This is a genomic window from Rhizobium indigoferae (assembly GCF_034554815.1).
GTDB classification, from domain to species: Bacteria; Pseudomonadota; Alphaproteobacteria; order Rhizobiales; family Rhizobiaceae; genus Rhizobium; species Rhizobium leguminosarum.
This window is the reverse complement of the sequence record NZ_CP140635.1, coordinates 4,211,682-4,226,992: the sequence shown is the minus strand read 5'-3', so window position 1 is coordinate 4,226,992 and position 15,311 is coordinate 4,211,682. Positions and strand designations below refer to the sequence as shown.

Genomic DNA, 15,311 nt, shown 5'->3' with positions numbered 1-15,311 from the left:
AGCGGTCGGCGTGAATTTCATCCTTGCGCCGAACTTGGAGCGTCTGTTCCACGTGCGGACAGCGGAAATGGCCGTACCCGCATCCTGATGTGCATTAAGTGCATAGGCGTTCGCACGACTGTGTTGGCTATCAGAAACGGGGTATCTCGTGTCTAAATCTCTTGACAGTTTCAATTGTCGTTCCACGCTTTCCGTCAACGGGAAGGACTATGTCTATTACAGCCTGCCCAAGGCTGAGGCAAACGGTCTGGCCGGCGTGTCGAAGCTTCCCTATTCGATGAAAGTGCTGCTTGAAAACCTGCTGCGCTTCGAAGACGGCCAGTCGGTCACCAAGGAGCATATCCTGGCCGTTGCCGAATGGCTGAACAATAGGGGTGCGGTCGAAAACGAAATCGCCTATCGCCCGGCGCGCGTGCTGATGCAGGACTTCACCGGCGTTCCCGCCGTCGTCGATCTTGCCGCGATGCGCGACGCGATGGTGTCGCTCGGCGGCGATCCCGAGAAGATCAACCCGCTCGTTCCCGTCGATCTCGTCATCGACCACTCCGTCATCGTCGACGAATTCGGCACGCCGCAGGCCTTCGCCCGTAACGTCGAGCTGGAATACCAGCGCAACGGCGAGCGCTACCGCTTCCTGAAGTGGGGTCAGCAGGCCTTCAAGAATTTCCGCGTCGTGCCTCCCGGCACCGGCATCTGTCATCAGGTCAATCTCGAATATCTCGGCCAGACTGTCTGGACCAAGGAAGAGGACGGCGAGACGATCGCCTATCCCGATACCTGCGTCGGCACCGACAGCCACACGACGATGATCAACGGTCTCGGCGTTCTCGGTTGGGGCGTGGGCGGTATCGAAGCGGAAGCTGCGATGCTCGGCCAGCCGGTCTCGATGCTGCTGCCCGAAGTCATCGGCTTCAAGCTGACCGGCAAGCTCAAGGAAGGCGTCACCGCGACCGACCTCGTTCTCACCGTCGTGCAGATGCTGCGCAAGAAAGGCGTCGTTTCGAAGTTCGTCGAATTCTTCGGCCCTGGCATGGACAACATGCCGCTCGCCGACCGCGCGACGATCGGCAATATGGGCCCGGAATACGGTGCCACCTGCGGCTTCTTCCCCGTGGACGGCGAAACCATCAACTATCTCAACATGTCCGGCCGCACCAAGGACCGTATCGCGCTCGTCGAAGCCTATTCGAAGGCGCAGGGCATGTGGCGTGACGGCGACGGCTCCGAGCTCGTCTTCACCGATACGCTGGAACTCGATCTCAGCGATGTCGTGCCGTCGATGGCCGGCCCGAAGCGTCCGGAAGGCCGCATATCGCTCGAGAACATCGCGATCGGTTTTGCCGGCTCGATGGACACGGATTACAAGAAGCCCGGCCAGCTGAACAACCGCTATGCCGTCGAAGGCACGGATTTCGATCTCGGCCATGGCGACGTGGCGATCGCCGCCATCACGTCGTGCACCAACACCTCCAATCCGTCAGTCTTGATCGCTGCCGGTCTTCTTGCCCGCAACGCCGTTGCCAAGGGACTGAAGACGAAGCCGTGGGTGAAGACCTCGCTGGCACCGGGATCGCAGGTCGTCGGCGAATATCTCGCCAAGTCGGGCTTGCAGGCCGACCTCGACAAGCTCGGCTTCAACCTCGTCGGCTTCGGCTGCACCACCTGCATCGGCAATTCCGGCCCGCTGCCGGCGCCGATCTCGAAGACGATCAACGACAAGGGCCTTATCGTTTCCGGCGTTCTTTCCGGCAACCGTAACTTCGAAGGCCGCATCTCGCCCGACGTGCAGGCGAACTACCTCGCATCGCCGCCGCTCGTCGTCGCCTATGCGCTTGCCGGCACGGTACAGAAGGATCTGACCAAGGAGCCGATTGGCGAGGACCAGAGCGGCAACCCGGTCTATCTCAAGGACATCTGGCCGACCTCGAAGGAAGTCCAGGAATTCATCCTGAAATACGTGACCCGCGAGCTCTACGAAAGCAAATATGCCGATGTCTTCAAGGGCGACGTCAACTGGCAGGCCGTTCAGGTTCCGCCGGGCCAGACCTATGCCTGGGACGACAATTCGACCTACGTGCAGAACCCGCCCTACTTCGTCGGCATGGGCAAGAAGGGCACCGGCGTTTCCGACATCAAGGGCGCCCGCGTTCTCGGCCTGTTCGGCGACAAGATCACCACCGACCACATCTCGCCTGCCGGTTCGATCAAGGCTGCATCGCCGGCCGGCGCCTACCTCATCGGCCACGACGTCGCCGTTGCCGACTTCAACCAGTACGGCACGCGCCGCGGCAACCATGAAGTGATGATGCGCGGCACCTTCGCCAATATCCGCATCCGCAATCACATGCTCGGCCCGAACGGCAAGGAAGGTGGCTACACCATCCACTACCCGTCGAAGGAAGAAACCTCGATCTACGACGCCGCCATGCAGTACAAGCAGGAAGGCGTGCCGCTCGTCATCTTTGCCGGTGTCGAATACGGTAACGGCTCCTCGCGTGACTGGGCTGCCAAGGGCACCAACCTGCTCGGTGTCAAGGCGGTGGTCGCCCAGTCCTTCGAGCGCATCCATCGCTCTAACCTGGTCGGGATGGGCATCATTCCCTTCGTCTTCGAAGAGGGCACGACCTGGCAGAGCCTCGGGCTCAAGGGCGATGAACTCGTCACCATCGAAGGTCTGGAAAAGATCAAGCCACGCGAGAAAAAGATCGCCAGGATCACCTATGGCGACGGCACCGTGAAGGAGGTTCCGCTGCTGTCGCGCGTCGATACGCTCGACGAGGTGATCTACCTCAACAATGGCGGCATCCTGCAGACGGTTCTGCGCGATCTCGCTGCCTGATTTTTAAGAAACTCACATGATAATGGCCGCCGGAGAGCAGTTTCCGGCGGCTTTTCTTTGCGGCGACGCCATTTAAGCGGGGCTCACGATGATTTGTTTTGCGCAAGTTCCCGTCGAGCTACGTCTCACCCGTTCGTGACTTTTCGTTTGGACCCGGAAGGATTATTCGTACGTTCATATGTCAGGGCCTCCGGTTCGAACACGCCGTCGGCGCTGAAAAAGAGGTGCAGGTGAATGTCCCCCCGTTTTTTGATTCCGCTGATCGCTAGCGTTGTTTTCTCAGGCCCGTTGCAGGCCGAGGACGGCACGCCGAAAGGTGTCGTCGAACTCTTCACGGCGCAGGGCTGCTCCTCCTGTCCTCCCGCTGACGCCGCTTTCCGCAAGCTGGTGAACCAGGGCGATGTCATCGCGCTCGCCTATCATGTAGATTACTGGAACTATCTCGGCTGGGCCGATACGCTGAGCTCCAAGGAAAACACCGAGCGGCAATACGGCTATGCCAGGACGATGGGCCGAAGCAACGTCTACACGCCGCAGGCCATCGTCAACGGACGCGGCCATCTGGCCGGGGCCGATCTCAACGGCATCAACAGCAAGATCGACACCTTTAGCAGCGAAGGCAACGGGCTGACCGTTCCCATCAACGCCGCGATGCGCGGCGACGAACTGGAGATCAAGATCGGCGCCGGACAGGGCAAAGCCAATGTCGTGATGGTCTATTTCGACAAGGAAAAGACAATCGACGTCGAAAAGGGTGAGAACAGCGGCCAGAAGATCTCTTATCTGCACAGCGTCACCAATGTCGAAACCGTCGGCATGTGGGACGGCAAAGCGACCAGTCTGACGCTGCCGGCCAGCGTCCTGCAGCGTCCGCAGCTCGAGGGCTGCGCGATTCTGCTGCAATCGGCGACCGCAGACGGCGATCCGGCAGCGATCCTTGGCGCAACCGTGGTGATGGCTGGAAAAAATATCTGAAATTTCATCCGGTTACGGATGAAATACTGGGGCGGCCCGGCCGAGCGTATTCGGGGCTGGGGTTAAGGTCGATACGCTCCGCCGGGCCCTTTGGCGCGCTGGCGCCAAACTGGAATTCATAAATCTCCTGCAAATGAGGCGCTGTTTTGACTGAAATGCGGCGCTGTCGAGAAAGCGTTGGCCTGCCCAGCGCATCATGCCTTCCGAAAATCGGACCCAACTTTCGGAAGGCATGATGCGCAGACTCAAAGTGCTACAGCGCCCTTGCGCGAGAGACGCGCGGCGCTGTGGTGCGGCCGAATGTGGCGGCTGGCACTCTTGCAATTTGCGGCGGCTCGGGCAAACTGTCACTCTCCTGTCACATGTGGAGGCCTTGTGAGACTGATGACAGATCAGCCGGATTTGCGACACGGCGAAAGCCGTTCCGTCGACCACAGTTCCTCAGTCGTCGTCGATCTCAGGGAATACAAGCAAAGCAAGGACCCGCTTCCGGTGACCTTCCACCGGCGCGAACTGGACGCCATCCTCTGGATCTACGGCCGTATGGTCGGTGACGGTGAATGGCGCGACTACGCCATCGATCACCTCAAGGACAGGGCAGTCTTTTCCGTCTTCAAGCGTTCCGGCGAAATGCCGCTCTTCCGCATCGAGAAAAACCCGAAGCTCGCCGCTAAGCAGGGCGCCTATTCCGTCATCAACACCAACGGTACGATCCTGAAGCGTGGTCACGAGCTGAACCAGGTGCTGAAGGTGTTCGACAAGGCCCTGAAGCTCGTCGACAAGTAAGCCGCACTTACAGCGCTGCGCCTCTTTCCAAACGCGCAAAGCACGATGCGCTAGCCGGCAAACAGCGTGCCGGGATAGGCTGACGGGTCCGGATCGGTGCCCATGCCCTCACCGAGGACGCGCTGCATGAACATCGTATCCAGCCAGCGGCCGTGCTTGTAGCCGGTGCCCTTCATCAGACCGACCTCCTCGAAGCCGGCTGCGCGATGAAGCGCGATCGAGGCGGGGCTGGCGCCGCCGATGACGGCGGCCATCTGACGGAAACCGAGTCCGGTGCAGCGGGTGATCAGTTCGGCGAGCAGCGCCTTGCCGATGCCCCGGCCGCGGGCCTCAGGCGCGAGATAGATCGAATCCTCGACCAGCCAGCGATAGGCGGGACGCGTGCGAAACGCCGAGGCATAGGCGTAGCCGAGCAGGACTCCATCCGCATCGGTTGCGGCAATATAGGGATACTGCTGGCTGACGATCGCCGAAAAACGCAGCGCCAGCTCGGCCTCTGACGGCGGCACGATCTCATAGCTCGCGACGCCGTTCAGGACGGATTCGCGATAGATATCGGCAATGGCGGGAATATCGGCGTTCGAGGCATCGCGCAGGAGGAAGGACATTTCGCGGCAGGTCCATAGGAGTGGGTAAGGCCTTCCTACTGCATAATTCCTTAAATCGGAATCGATTTAAGGACGAAATTATGCAGCAATTCAAAATGCTACAGCGTCCTTTGCGCGTCTGAAAAGACGCGCGGCGCTGTCGAACCACCCCGCGAAAGCCTGCGCAACAAAAAAGGCGGCCGAAGCCGCCTTTTCGATCTCAGTCTGCCCTGCTTATTTACGGTTGCCCATGAACTGCAGCAGGAACATGAAGAGGTTGATGAAGTCGAGATAGAGCGTCAGCGCACCCATGATCGCCTTGCGACCGGCGACGGCGACGTCATCGGCTTCCAGGTACAATTCCTTGATCCGCTGCGTATCGTAGGCGGTGAGGCCTGCGAAGATCAGGACGCCGAGCACCGAGATCGCGAACTGGACGGCGGACGACGCCAGGAAGATGTTGACCAGCGAAGCGATGATCAGGCCGAAGAGACCCATCATCAGGAACGAGCCCATCGCCGACAGGTTACGCTTCGTCGTGTAGCCGTACAGCGACAGCGCGCCAAAGGAGGCGGCGGTGACGAAGAAGGTCTGAACGACGCTCTGGCCCGTGTAGATCAGGAAGATCGACGAGAGCGACAGGCCGACGAGCGCTGCGTAGACCGCAAAGGTCGTCTGGGCGGCGGCCACCGTCATGGTATTGATCCGGAAGCTCAGGAAGAACACCAGAGCCAGCGGCGCCAGAATGACCACCCACTTCAGCGGGCTTACATAGATCGCCTGACCGAAAGCGGTCAGTTCGCCATTGGCGAAGGCGAATTGGAACGACAGATATGCGGCCACACCGGTGATCGCCAGACCCAGCGCCATCAGGTTGTAGACCTTGAGCATATAAGCGCGCAGGCCTTGATCAATCATCTCGCCGGTCTGAGCGCGGCTTTGATAGTTACGAAGATCAGCCATAGTTTCCTCTTACAAGCTCCGATGGATATACGGTGTCGGGGTTTTCGACCCGGGCGCCGCTGCGGAGCTCCAGCATGCCTGCGAACAATATGAGGCTTTCGCCCATTGCAAACAAGAGGCTTGCAAAGCCTCGGCCGGTTAAATCGCCGTAAGGTGAAGGGTTTGAGTGCCGCTGCCCGGTCAGAGCTCGCGCAAAACGGGGGCCGCCTTCTGCCCAAGGATGCGCCAGGTGCCGATAAGGCCGATGCCGACGGTGAGGACGAGCGCGGTCACAAGCGTCAGTCCCGCCACGTCGGGCAGAAAGGTCGAGGGCAGACGCATGATGCGGGCGACGATGAACCAGGCTGCAACGCCGCCGGCGATCAGCGCGAAGATTGCGGTCGCAAGCCCGAGGATCAGATATTCGTAGCTGAAGGCGCGGATCAGCATGGCGCGCGTGGCGCCGAGCGTCTTCAGCACCACCGCGTCGTGGGTGCGCGCCCGGTTTCCGGCGGCAAGCGCGCCGGCAAGGACGAGGATCGAGGCGATGAGGGCGACGGAGGCTGCGGCGCGGATCGCGGTCGCAAGCTGTGCGACCAGCTGGTTGACGATATCGATCGCGTCCTTGACGCGCACACTGGTGATCGTCGGATAGGTGTTGGTGACGGATTTCAGGATCGCCGCATCTTCGGCCGGTGTCGAAGAGGGATCGGTCAGCGTCGCGAGCCACGCATGCGGGGCGCCGCGGAAGGTATTCGGCGAGAAGACCATGACGAAATTGATCGACAGCGATTCCCACTCGACGCGGCGCAGATTGGCGATCTTCGCCGTAATGTTGCGGCCGAGCACGTTGACGGTGACCTTATCGCCGATCTTGAGGCCGAGCTCATGGGCCTCTTCCGAGGAGAAGGAGACGAGTGGCTCGCCGCTGTAATCCTTGTCCCACCATTTGCCTTCGGTGAGGGCGGCGTTCTCCGGCAGGGTTTCGGCATAGGTGATGCCGCGATCGCCGTTCAGCACCCAGCGGCCGGCCGCCGGCACGTTCATCTTGGTGACATCCTCGCCGTTGAAGGCGATGATCCGGCCGCGCAGCATCGGCACTTCGACAAGCTTGCCCCGCGGCGCTTGGCCCTGGACGAGATCGCGGAATGCATCGACCTCGGCGCTCTGGATATCGACGAAGAAGAAGTTCGGCGCACCCTCGTTCATACGGCCGGTCAGCTGCTGGCGCAGGTTCCCGTCGATCAGGGTGAGCGTCACCAGCAATGCCAGGCCAAGGCCGAGCGAGAGCACGACCGAGGGGGTCAGTGCGCCGGGGCGGTGGATGTTGCCGATCGCAAGCCGCAGTGCCGGTGAATTGACGCGCGGGCTGCGGCGCGCGAGCCAGGCAATCAGGGCGGCGACCAGGCGCAGGACGACGAAGGCAAAAACGATCGCGCCGACGAAGACGACGGCGATGAAGCGGTCATAGGCGGTGAGGATGGCAAGCCCGGCAAGGGCGGCCATGAACAGGGCGGCAAGCAGGATGTAGGGCCAGGAGGGCAGGCGGCGGGCCTCGAAGCCCTGTTCGCGAAAGAGGGCCGTCGCCGGCACTTCGCGGGCGTGGCCGAGCGGCAGGATGGCGAAGGCGAGCGTCGTCAGGATGCCGAAGAGCGTGGCGAGCAGCAGGGCGCCGGGATAGAGGGTCGGCGTCGTGGAGACCGGCAGGAATTGCGCCAGGAATTGCGCGGCGAACATCGGCGACAGGGCGCCGATGACGAGGCCGATCAGGATGCCGCCGAGTGCGATGATGGCGATCTGGAAGAGATAGATCAGAACGACGACCTGCGCCGGCGCACCCAGACATTTGAAGGTGGCGATGGTGGTGCGTTTGGAATCGAGGAAGGCGCGCACCGCATTGGCGACACCGACACCACCGACGATCAGCGCGGTGAGGCCGACCAGCGTCAGGAACTGCGAGAAGCGGGTGATGTTTTCGGTGAGCGAGGGCGCGGCGCGGTCGCTGGTGCGGATCGCCCAGCCGGCGGAGGGGAATTCCTTCGAGGCGCGCGCCTGGATGCCCGACATCGCGGCCTTGTCTTCCAGTCGGATCTTGTAGGCGTGTTCGACCAGGCTTCCCGTCTGGATCAGCCCGGAGGCTTGAAGCGCCTGGCGGCTGACGAGCAGACGCGGCGCAAAGCCAAAACCTTCCGACAACGCATCCGGTTCGGTTTTCACCGTGCCGGTGATGCTGAGCTTGACGTTGCCGAGCAGCAATTCGTCGCCGACCGCAAGCCCGAGCCGATCGAGAAGGAGGGGCGCTGCGACTGCGCCATAGGTGCCGCCTTGGCCCGAAAGCAGTGCTGCAAGCGGATAGTCCGGTTCGGCCACGAACTTGCCGTAGAGCGGGTAGGCGTCATCGACTGCCTTGACCTCGACCAGCGCCTGATCGGAACCGTCGGGCTTGCGGGCCATCGAGCGCAGGCCTGTTGACACCGAAACGGTGCCGAGGCCTTCGAGGAAAGCTATTTCCTGAGGTGTGGCTTCGCGGTTGTTGAGTTCGAAACGGACGTCGCCGGCCAGCAGCTCCTGCCCCTGCGAGGCGATCGTGTCGGTGATCGACTGCGAAACGGAATTGACGGCGGCGATGGCGCCCGTGCCGAGCGCGATGCAGGCAAGGAAGATGTAGAAGCCGCGGATGCCACCGCGCAGCTCGCGCAGTGCCAGGCGAAAAGCGAGCGAGACGCGTGGCGTGACGATCCTCATGCGATCGCCGCTTCGCTGCGGCGGGCGGCGCTGTCGCCCTCGATCCTGCCGGAGCGGACGCGAATCTGGCGCGAGCATCGGTTTGCAAGCGAGACGTCGTGGGTGACGAGAAGCAGGGTCATACCGCGTTCGGCCTGCTTGGAGAACAGAAGGTCGGCGATCTGGCGGCCGGTCTCGGTATCGAGATTGCCGGTCGGCTCATCGGCGATCAGCAGGGCCGGCGACGGGGCGAGCGCTCTGGCGATGGCCACGCGCTGCTGTTCACCGCCGGAAAGCTGACCGGGATAGTGGCTCAGCCGTTCGCCGAGGCCGACCGATTTCAGCTCGCGATGAGCGATCTCGAAGGCGTTGCTGACATTGGCGAGCTCGAGCGGCACGGCGACGTTTTCCAGCGCCGTCATGTTGGCGATCAGGTGGAAGGACTGGAAGACGATGCCGATGTTGCGGCCGCGGAAATCGGCGACCTGGTCCTCACTGAGGCTATGGAGCGGCGTGTCATTGATGTTGATCTCACCGCTGTCGAGTTTCTCCAGCCCGGCAAGCACCATCAGCAGGGTGGATTTGCCGGAACCGGAAGGGCCGACGATGCCAACGGATTCACCGGCAGCGATATCGAGATCGATGCCCTTCAGCACATGGACGGAGGCGGCTGCGCTGCCAAGGGTCAGATCGGCGCCCTTCAACTCGATAATGGTTTTTGCCAACAGAAATCGCCCTATATAAGTCCGTAATCGAATGGCCGCATAACGGCACCTCGCCAATCTAGGGAAGCCAGCATGAGATTTAAAGTTGCCGCCCTTCAATTCACCGTCATTGCCGTCTCGCTGATCTTTGCCACTGCAGCCGATGCCCGGACGATCAATCTCGTCGGTTTCGGGGACAGTTTGATGGCGGGCTATCAGTTGCCGCCCGGCGCTGGCTTTCCGGAAAAGCTGCAGGCGGCCCTGAAGGCGAAGGGGCTCGACGTCACCATTGCCAATGCCGGGGTCTCCGGCGACACGACGACAGCAGGCCTTGCGCGCATCGACTGGTCGGTGCCCGACGGCACCGATGGCGTCATTCTCGAGCTTGGCGCCAATGATGCGTTGCGCGGCATCCCGCCGGAGGAGAGCGAGAAGAATCTCGATCAAATGATTACCCGGCTAAAGGAGCGTGGGATTGGCGTGCTGCTCGCCGGTATCATAGCGCCGCCGAACATGGGGGCGGATTATGCCGCACGATTCAACCCGATCTATCAGAAACTCTCGGAAAAACATAAGCTTCCACTCTATGCCTTCTTCCTCGACGGCGTCGCGCTGGAGGCCGACTTGAAGCTCGAAGACGGCATGCATCCAAATGCGAAAGGTGTCGACGTCATGGTCGAAAAGATGGAGCCTGCTGTCACAAATTTCGTCGAAACGATTTCTTCTGTGAAGAAATAGGGGCTTGCGCGGTTGTTGATTGCGTGATTCCGTGTGAGCACCTGCAAAAGATTCGGGGAGTGCTCGTGATGCCGAGACTGTTTACCGCCCTCGAAATTCCGCGCAATGCGGCGATGAGTCTTTCATTGCTGCGCGGTGGCCTCCCCGGAGCACGATGGATCGATGTGGAGAATTACCACATCACCCTGCGCTTCATCGGTGATGTCGACGGCCGCACGGCCGATGAAATCGTTGAACGCCTCGACCGGATTGACCGGCCGGAATTCCAGTTCCGGCTCGAAGGCATCGGTTCCTTCGGATCGAAGAAACCGCATTCGGTCTGGGCCGGCGTCTCGCAATCGCCAGAAATGTATGCCCTGCAAGGCGAGATCGAGCGCATCTGCCAGCGTATCGGCCTGCCGCCGGATCCCCGAAAATTCATGCCGCATGTGACGCTGGCGCGGCTCAAATCCTCGCGGCTCGACGATGTCGTGCAATATCTGGCGGGGCGCGGCAACTTCCACACCACAACCTTCACCGCACCGCGCTTCGTGCTGCTTTCGTCGCGCGAATCGGTTGGTGGCGGGCCTTACCTGACCGAGGAAGTGTTCCCGCTGCACGAGGCGCGCTCGACGCCCAGCGTTTCGAGCAGGCTGCAGCAGCCGGTCAAGAGCCTGGTGTAGACCAGTTCGAAACCGCCCGGGCCGCCATAATAGGGATCGGGAATATTCTCTCCCGTTCCCAGCGCCGTGTCACCGAAAAGGTGGATATTCGCCCCATGCGGCGCGCTCTTTTCGAGCGCCGCCAGGTTGTCGCGGTCCATGGCGAGGATCAGATCGAAATCCGTAAAGTCCTTCGGCCGGACGCGGCGGGCGCTCTGCCCCGATATGTCTATGCCGTGGCTTTTCGCGGTGGCGATCGAACGCTGGTCGGGCGGCTCGCCTTCATGCCAGCCGCCGGTGCCGGCGGAATCGATCGTAAAATCGCTGGTCAACCCCGCTTCGGCGACGAGATGGCCAAAAATTCCCTCCGCGAGCGGAGAACGGCATATATTGCCCATGCAAACGAAGAGGATGCTGATGCGTTTCATCGGTAACCTGTCGGACAGAGAAGAGGACCATGGCATGAAACTGGAAAAACTGGAACGGACGGCGGCCGAGGCGCAACTGACCGAGCTTTCGGGCTGGGTGCTCAATGATGCGGGTTCTTCGATATCGAAGACGTTCAAGTTCGCAAATTTCGTCGAGGCTTTCGGCTTCATGACGCAGGCAGCACTTGCGGCCGAGAAGCTCAACCACCATCCCGAATGGTTCAACGTCTATTCCAGGGTGGATGTGACGCTGAACACGCATGATGCCGGCGGGCTGACGGAACTGGATTTCAAGCTCGCCAAAGCAATGGAGAAGGCTGCGGCGCGACGTGTCGTTTGAAAATGGGGCCGATTGAAAGGGGCCGATTGAAAGACTGGGCGCCGTCACCATATGTTCGCATGGACAAAAGGGATGCAGGGATGGACGAGGTCAAATTCGGCGAAATCCTCTTGCCGGGCGACGAGGACACCCAAAGCCGGCGCGAGAAGACCGTCAGGCAGAAATTCTGGCCGACGTTCCGGCGGGCCGTGCGGCAGATCCCCTTCTCGCGCGATGTGGTCGCCGGTTTCTATTGCGCGCTCGATCCGCAGACGCCGACAAAGGTGCGCGGCGTGCTGCTCGCGGCGCTCGCCTATTTTGTCATGCCGATCGACATGATCCCGGATATTTTCGCCGTCATCGGCTTTTCCGACGACATCGCCGTGCTTTCGGCCGCCTTCGCCATGGTGCGCGGCCATATCCGGCCGGGTCATTACGAAGCGGCCGACCGCGTTCTCGCCGACCGGCCGGAAGAAGCGATGAAGACGATTTAAAGCGCGTCGAATCGAGCTGGGATGTGACACGCTTGTTTCATGCGTGTCGTCATCTCAAAACCGGTGCGCCCTTCTGGGCGACATTGCATCAGGCGATTTCGCGTTCCAGCACCTTGCGGAGCTTGCCGAAGGCAAGCCGGATACGCGACTTCACCGTGCCGAGCGGCAGACCGGTCGCTTCGGCGATCTCCGAATGCGATTGACCGAGGAAGAAGGCGGCGCGCAGCATGTCGCGCTGTTCCTCCGGCAGTTGACCGACGGCGGCGCGTATCTTGGCGTCGCGATCGTCATTGGCGATGAGTTCTTCCGCGCCGATATCGGCCGGCGGCTGCAGGGCCGGATCAGTCTCATCGAAGATGCGGGTATTGGCGCGGCGTTGCATGTCGATGCGGCGATTGCGGGCAATGCGGAAAAGCCAGGTCGAAAGTGAAGATCGCGTGGCATCATAGAGGTCTGCCTTGTGCCAGAGCACGATCATGATCTCCTGGACCAGTTCCTCGGCCTCGCCTGATGTCATCCTCTGGCGCATCAGCCAGGCCTTCAGGCGGGGCGCGAAATAGTCGAACAGGATGGAAAAGGCCTGCTGGTCGCGATCGTTCGCGACGGCCTTCGCGAGGGCAGCGAAACGCTGTCTTTCCTCGGCATCCATATCCCCTCACCAGCCCCCTGCGGCAACAATTTCGTCCCGGATTTCCAAGTCTTAATGAGGTACAACGGATTTGGGAAAGGTCAAACTCTTGCCTGAATCTTTGTGTCTTAAATTCAGCCGAACGGACGATCAGTGCCATTGGGGCACGGTGTCGCGGTCGATACCGTCAAAGGGGCGAAAATTGACACTCGAGCTGAAATGACACAGGCAGATACAAATCGCAGCTATTGTTGACCATTTGGTAACCTGAATTAAGTCAAAATAAAGCAGATCGTGATTATGCGGCGCCCGCTATGATCGCTTCGGGCCTTGAATCGCAAGAACCGGCAGGAATCCATGTTTGTAAAAAGTATCGTATCCGCTCTCGCACTCACCCTTGTTATGGCCGGAGTTGCGGAAGCGCAGCAGGCCGCGCCGAACCGCATCCAGCAGTTCCAGGCATGGGGCGCCTACTCCTACAAGTCGGGCAGCAGCACCGTCTGCTACGTGCTTTCCGTTCCGACGGCAAAGCAGCCGGCAAGCGTCGACCACGGCGACAATTTCTTCATCGTCTCGCAGCGTCCGGGCCAGAACATTTCCTACGAGCCGCAGGCGATGATGGGCTACACGGTCAAGGAAAATTCGAAGATCAACGTCGTCATCGACAACAAGACCTTCGTGATGTTCACCAAGGACAAGGCTGGCTGGGTCGAGAATGCGGCGCAGGAGCCGGCCCTCGTCGCGGCGATGAAGACCGGTCATTCGATGACGGTCAATGCCGTTTCGCGCAAGGGCACCGGCACCTCCTACAGCTATTCGCTCTCGGGCATCTCGGCTGCCCTGAAGCAGATCGAAACCTGCAAGTAGGCGGTCCTTCCGGCCGCAGAATTTCAAGGGCCGGCCTTGCGCCGGCTCTTCTCGTTTCCATCTAAAGCGCGACGCGGTCTTTCAGATCCGCCTGCCGCGCTTTAGGAGTTGGTTTGAGCGTGCCCTAATCGCAAAACCGCCGCGTGTTTTTGCGCGACATGCTTGATAGTGACGCGCGGGCAAAATGATGCTAAAGCCGGCGCCAACAGCGGACAGATCGCGATTTCAGTCGCCGTTCCGCCATTCAATTTCTGCTAATGTGCCGTCACGCACCCGCCAGTCTTCCGGCTTAGCCCTGAAGTTCGCAGGGCTAGCGGGGCGGTTACGTGTTCGAATTCGGGATGAAAGACTATGTCCGTCATGGATGCGATCGTTGTCACCAAGCCGCAGGCGCGCACGTCCGCCAACATCGAGAAACCCTCGTTGATCGGCCTGTCGCGTGAGGAGATGGGGGCGGCACTCCGGGAAAAGGGTGTGGCCGAGAAGCAGATCAAGATGCGCGTCTCTCAGCTCTGGAACTGGATCTATGTTCGCGGCGTCTCCGACTTCGACCATATGACGAATGTCGCCAAGGACATGCGGGAGATGCTGAAGCAGCATTTCACCATCGCACGTCCCGAGATCGTCGAGGAGCAGGTCTCCAACGACGGCACGCGCAAATGGCTGCTGCGCTTTCCCCCGCGGGGCGCCGGGCGCCCCGTCGAGATCGAGGCTGTCTACATTCCGGAAGAGGGCCGCGGCACGCTCTGTATCTCAAGCCAGGTCGGCTGTACGCTCACCTGTTCCTTCTGTCATACCGGGACGCAGCGTCTGGTGCGCAACCTGACGGCGGAGGAAATTCTTTCGCAGCTGCTGCTTGCCCGCGACCGACTTGGCGATTTCCCGGACCGTGAAGCGCCGCAGGGTACTATCATGCCTGCCGAGGGCCGCAAGGTCAGCAACATCGTCATGATGGGCATGGGTGAGCCGCTTTATAACTTCGATGCCGTCAAGCAGGCATTGCTGATCGCCACGGATGGTGACGGCCTGTCGCTGTCCAGGCGCCGCGTGACGCTTTCCACCTCCGGTGTCGTGCCGGAGATCTTCCGCACCGGCGATGAAATCGGCGTCATGCTGGCGATTTCGCTGCATGCGGTGCGCGACGATTTGCGCGACATTCTCGTGCCGATCAACAAGAAGTACCCGCTGAAGGAGCTGATCGAGGCCTGCCGGACCTATCCGGGCCTTTCGAACGCGCGGCGCATCACCTTCGAATATGTGATGCTGAAGGATGTCAATGACAGCCTGGAAGACGCCAAGGGGCTGATCAAGCTCCTGAAGGGCGTGCCGGCGAAGATCAACCTCATTCCGTTCAATCCCTGGCCCGGCACCAATTACCAGTGTTCCGACTGGGAGCAGATCGAGAAGTTCGCCGATTTCATCAATTCGGCGGGTTATGCTTCGCCGATCCGCACGCCGCGCGGCCGCGACATTCTTGCCGCCTGCGGCCAGCTGAAATCGGAATCCGAACGCATGCGCAAGACCGAACGTCTGGCCTTCGAGGCGATGATGATCGCCAATCACGGCGCCGACGACTGATCAGCAAGTTTGATCCTCGCTACAATTCTCCGCGATTGATTTCAGGGGGTGCTTTTCCTAA

Annotated in this window: 15 protein-coding genes; 9 read left to right on the top strand and 6 right to left on the bottom strand. The window is 60.8% G+C overall.

Annotated features, from left to right (window positions below):
- Window positions 1–148: 148 nt before the first annotated feature.
- The 3 genes from acnA (at window position 149) to U5G49_RS20830 (ending at window position 4,600) form a co-directional block, all read left to right on the top strand.
- Complete coding sequence (gene acnA, locus U5G49_RS20840) at window positions 149–2,839, top strand: aconitate hydratase AcnA (protein WP_193444596.1); 2,691 nt, start codon at window positions 149–151, stop codon at window positions 2,837–2,839.
- Window positions 2,840–3,073: 234 nt separating this feature from the next.
- Window positions 3,074–3,814 carry a DUF1223 domain-containing protein gene (locus U5G49_RS20835; protein ID WP_018243966.1) on the top strand — a complete coding sequence of 247 codons (741 nt, stop codon included), beginning with the start codon at window positions 3,074–3,076 and terminating at the stop codon, window positions 3,812–3,814.
- A 384-nt stretch (window positions 3,815–4,198) separates the two neighbouring features.
- Entirely contained in the window at window positions 4,199–4,600 is a 402-nt protein-coding gene (locus tag U5G49_RS20830) for a DUF2794 domain-containing protein (RefSeq protein ID WP_018448249.1), read from the top strand.
- A 50-nt stretch (window positions 4,601–4,650) separates the two neighbouring features.
- Here U5G49_RS20830 and U5G49_RS20825 read toward each other — a convergent pair whose 3' ends face one another.
- The 4 genes from U5G49_RS20825 to U5G49_RS20810 all read right to left on the bottom strand — a co-directional run bounded on the left by U5G49_RS20825 (window position 4,651) and on the right by U5G49_RS20810 (window position 9,578).
- Entirely contained in the window at window positions 4,651–5,208 is a 558-nt protein-coding gene (locus tag U5G49_RS20825; protein ID WP_193444597.1) for a GNAT family N-acetyltransferase, read from the bottom strand.
- A 213-nt stretch (window positions 5,209–5,421) separates the two neighbouring features.
- Window positions 5,422–6,150: a Bax inhibitor-1/YccA family protein gene (locus U5G49_RS20820; protein WP_011653891.1), complete on the bottom strand. Its 729-nt coding sequence runs from the start codon at window positions 6,148–6,150 to the stop codon at window positions 5,422–5,424.
- Window positions 6,151–6,330: 180 nt separating this feature from the next.
- Window positions 6,331–8,874 carry an ABC transporter permease gene (locus U5G49_RS20815; protein WP_193444598.1) on the bottom strand — a complete coding sequence of 848 codons (2,544 nt, stop codon included), beginning with the start codon at window positions 8,872–8,874 and terminating at the stop codon, window positions 6,331–6,333.
- Window positions 8,871–9,578, bottom strand: coding sequence for an ABC transporter ATP-binding protein (locus tag U5G49_RS20810; RefSeq protein WP_018448245.1), 708 nt, complete (start codon window positions 9,576–9,578; stop codon window positions 8,871–8,873). The genes U5G49_RS20815 and U5G49_RS20810 overlap by 4 nt, the downstream gene beginning before the upstream one ends.
- 72 nt (window positions 9,579–9,650) lie before the next feature.
- On the opposite strand from U5G49_RS20810, the gene U5G49_RS20805 reads away from it, so the two are divergent.
- Together U5G49_RS20805 and thpR are read left to right on the top strand one after the other, a co-directional pair.
- Window positions 9,651–10,295, top strand: a complete 645-nt coding sequence (locus U5G49_RS20805) for an arylesterase (protein ID WP_193444599.1) — start codon at window positions 9,651–9,653, stop codon at window positions 10,293–10,295.
- Between the two features lie 68 nt (window positions 10,296–10,363).
- On the top strand, window positions 10,364–10,957 hold the full coding sequence (thpR, locus tag U5G49_RS20800) for an RNA 2',3'-cyclic phosphodiesterase (RefSeq protein ID WP_018448244.1): 594 nt from the start codon (window positions 10,364–10,366) through the stop codon (window positions 10,955–10,957).
- On the opposite strand, the gene U5G49_RS20795 is transcribed toward thpR, so the two are convergent.
- The gene (locus tag U5G49_RS20795) at window positions 10,864–11,364 is read right to left on the bottom strand and encodes a low molecular weight protein-tyrosine-phosphatase (protein WP_193444600.1); all 501 of its coding nucleotides are present in this window, start codon (window positions 11,362–11,364) and stop codon (window positions 10,864–10,866) included. The two genes, thpR and U5G49_RS20795, sit on opposite strands and share 94 nt — an antisense overlap.
- A gap of 34 nt (window positions 11,365–11,398) precedes the next feature.
- Here U5G49_RS20795 and U5G49_RS20790 point away from each other — a divergent pair, with 34 nt between their 5' ends.
- Both U5G49_RS20790 and U5G49_RS20785 read left to right on the top strand, forming a co-directional pair.
- A complete protein-coding gene (locus U5G49_RS20790; RefSeq protein WP_026230956.1) occupies window positions 11,399–11,704 on the top strand; it encodes a 4a-hydroxytetrahydrobiopterin dehydratase in 306 nt (101 codons plus the stop codon).
- An 80-nt stretch (window positions 11,705–11,784) separates the two neighbouring features.
- A complete protein-coding gene (locus tag U5G49_RS20785; protein ID WP_012759347.1) occupies window positions 11,785–12,177 on the top strand; it encodes a YkvA family protein in 393 nt (130 codons plus the stop codon).
- Between the two features lie 88 nt (window positions 12,178–12,265).
- Here the strand turns inward: U5G49_RS20785 and U5G49_RS20780 are convergent, their stop codons facing one another.
- Complete coding sequence (locus U5G49_RS20780; RefSeq protein WP_113542440.1) at window positions 12,266–12,826, bottom strand: sigma-70 family RNA polymerase sigma factor; 561 nt, start codon at window positions 12,824–12,826, stop codon at window positions 12,266–12,268.
- 336 nt (window positions 12,827–13,162) lie between these two features.
- On the opposite strand from U5G49_RS20780, the gene U5G49_RS20775 reads away from it, so the two are divergent.
- Window positions 13,163–13,672 (top strand): invasion associated locus B family protein, encoded by a 510-nt coding sequence (locus U5G49_RS20775; protein ID WP_018243956.1) that lies wholly within the window; start codon window positions 13,163–13,165, stop codon window positions 13,670–13,672.
- Between the two features lie 351 nt (window positions 13,673–14,023).
- Window positions 14,024–15,250, top strand: a complete 1,227-nt coding sequence (gene rlmN, locus U5G49_RS20770) for a 23S rRNA (adenine(2503)-C(2))-methyltransferase RlmN (protein ID WP_193444601.1) — start codon at window positions 14,024–14,026, stop codon at window positions 15,248–15,250.
- Window positions 15,251–15,311: the final 61 nt, after the last annotated feature.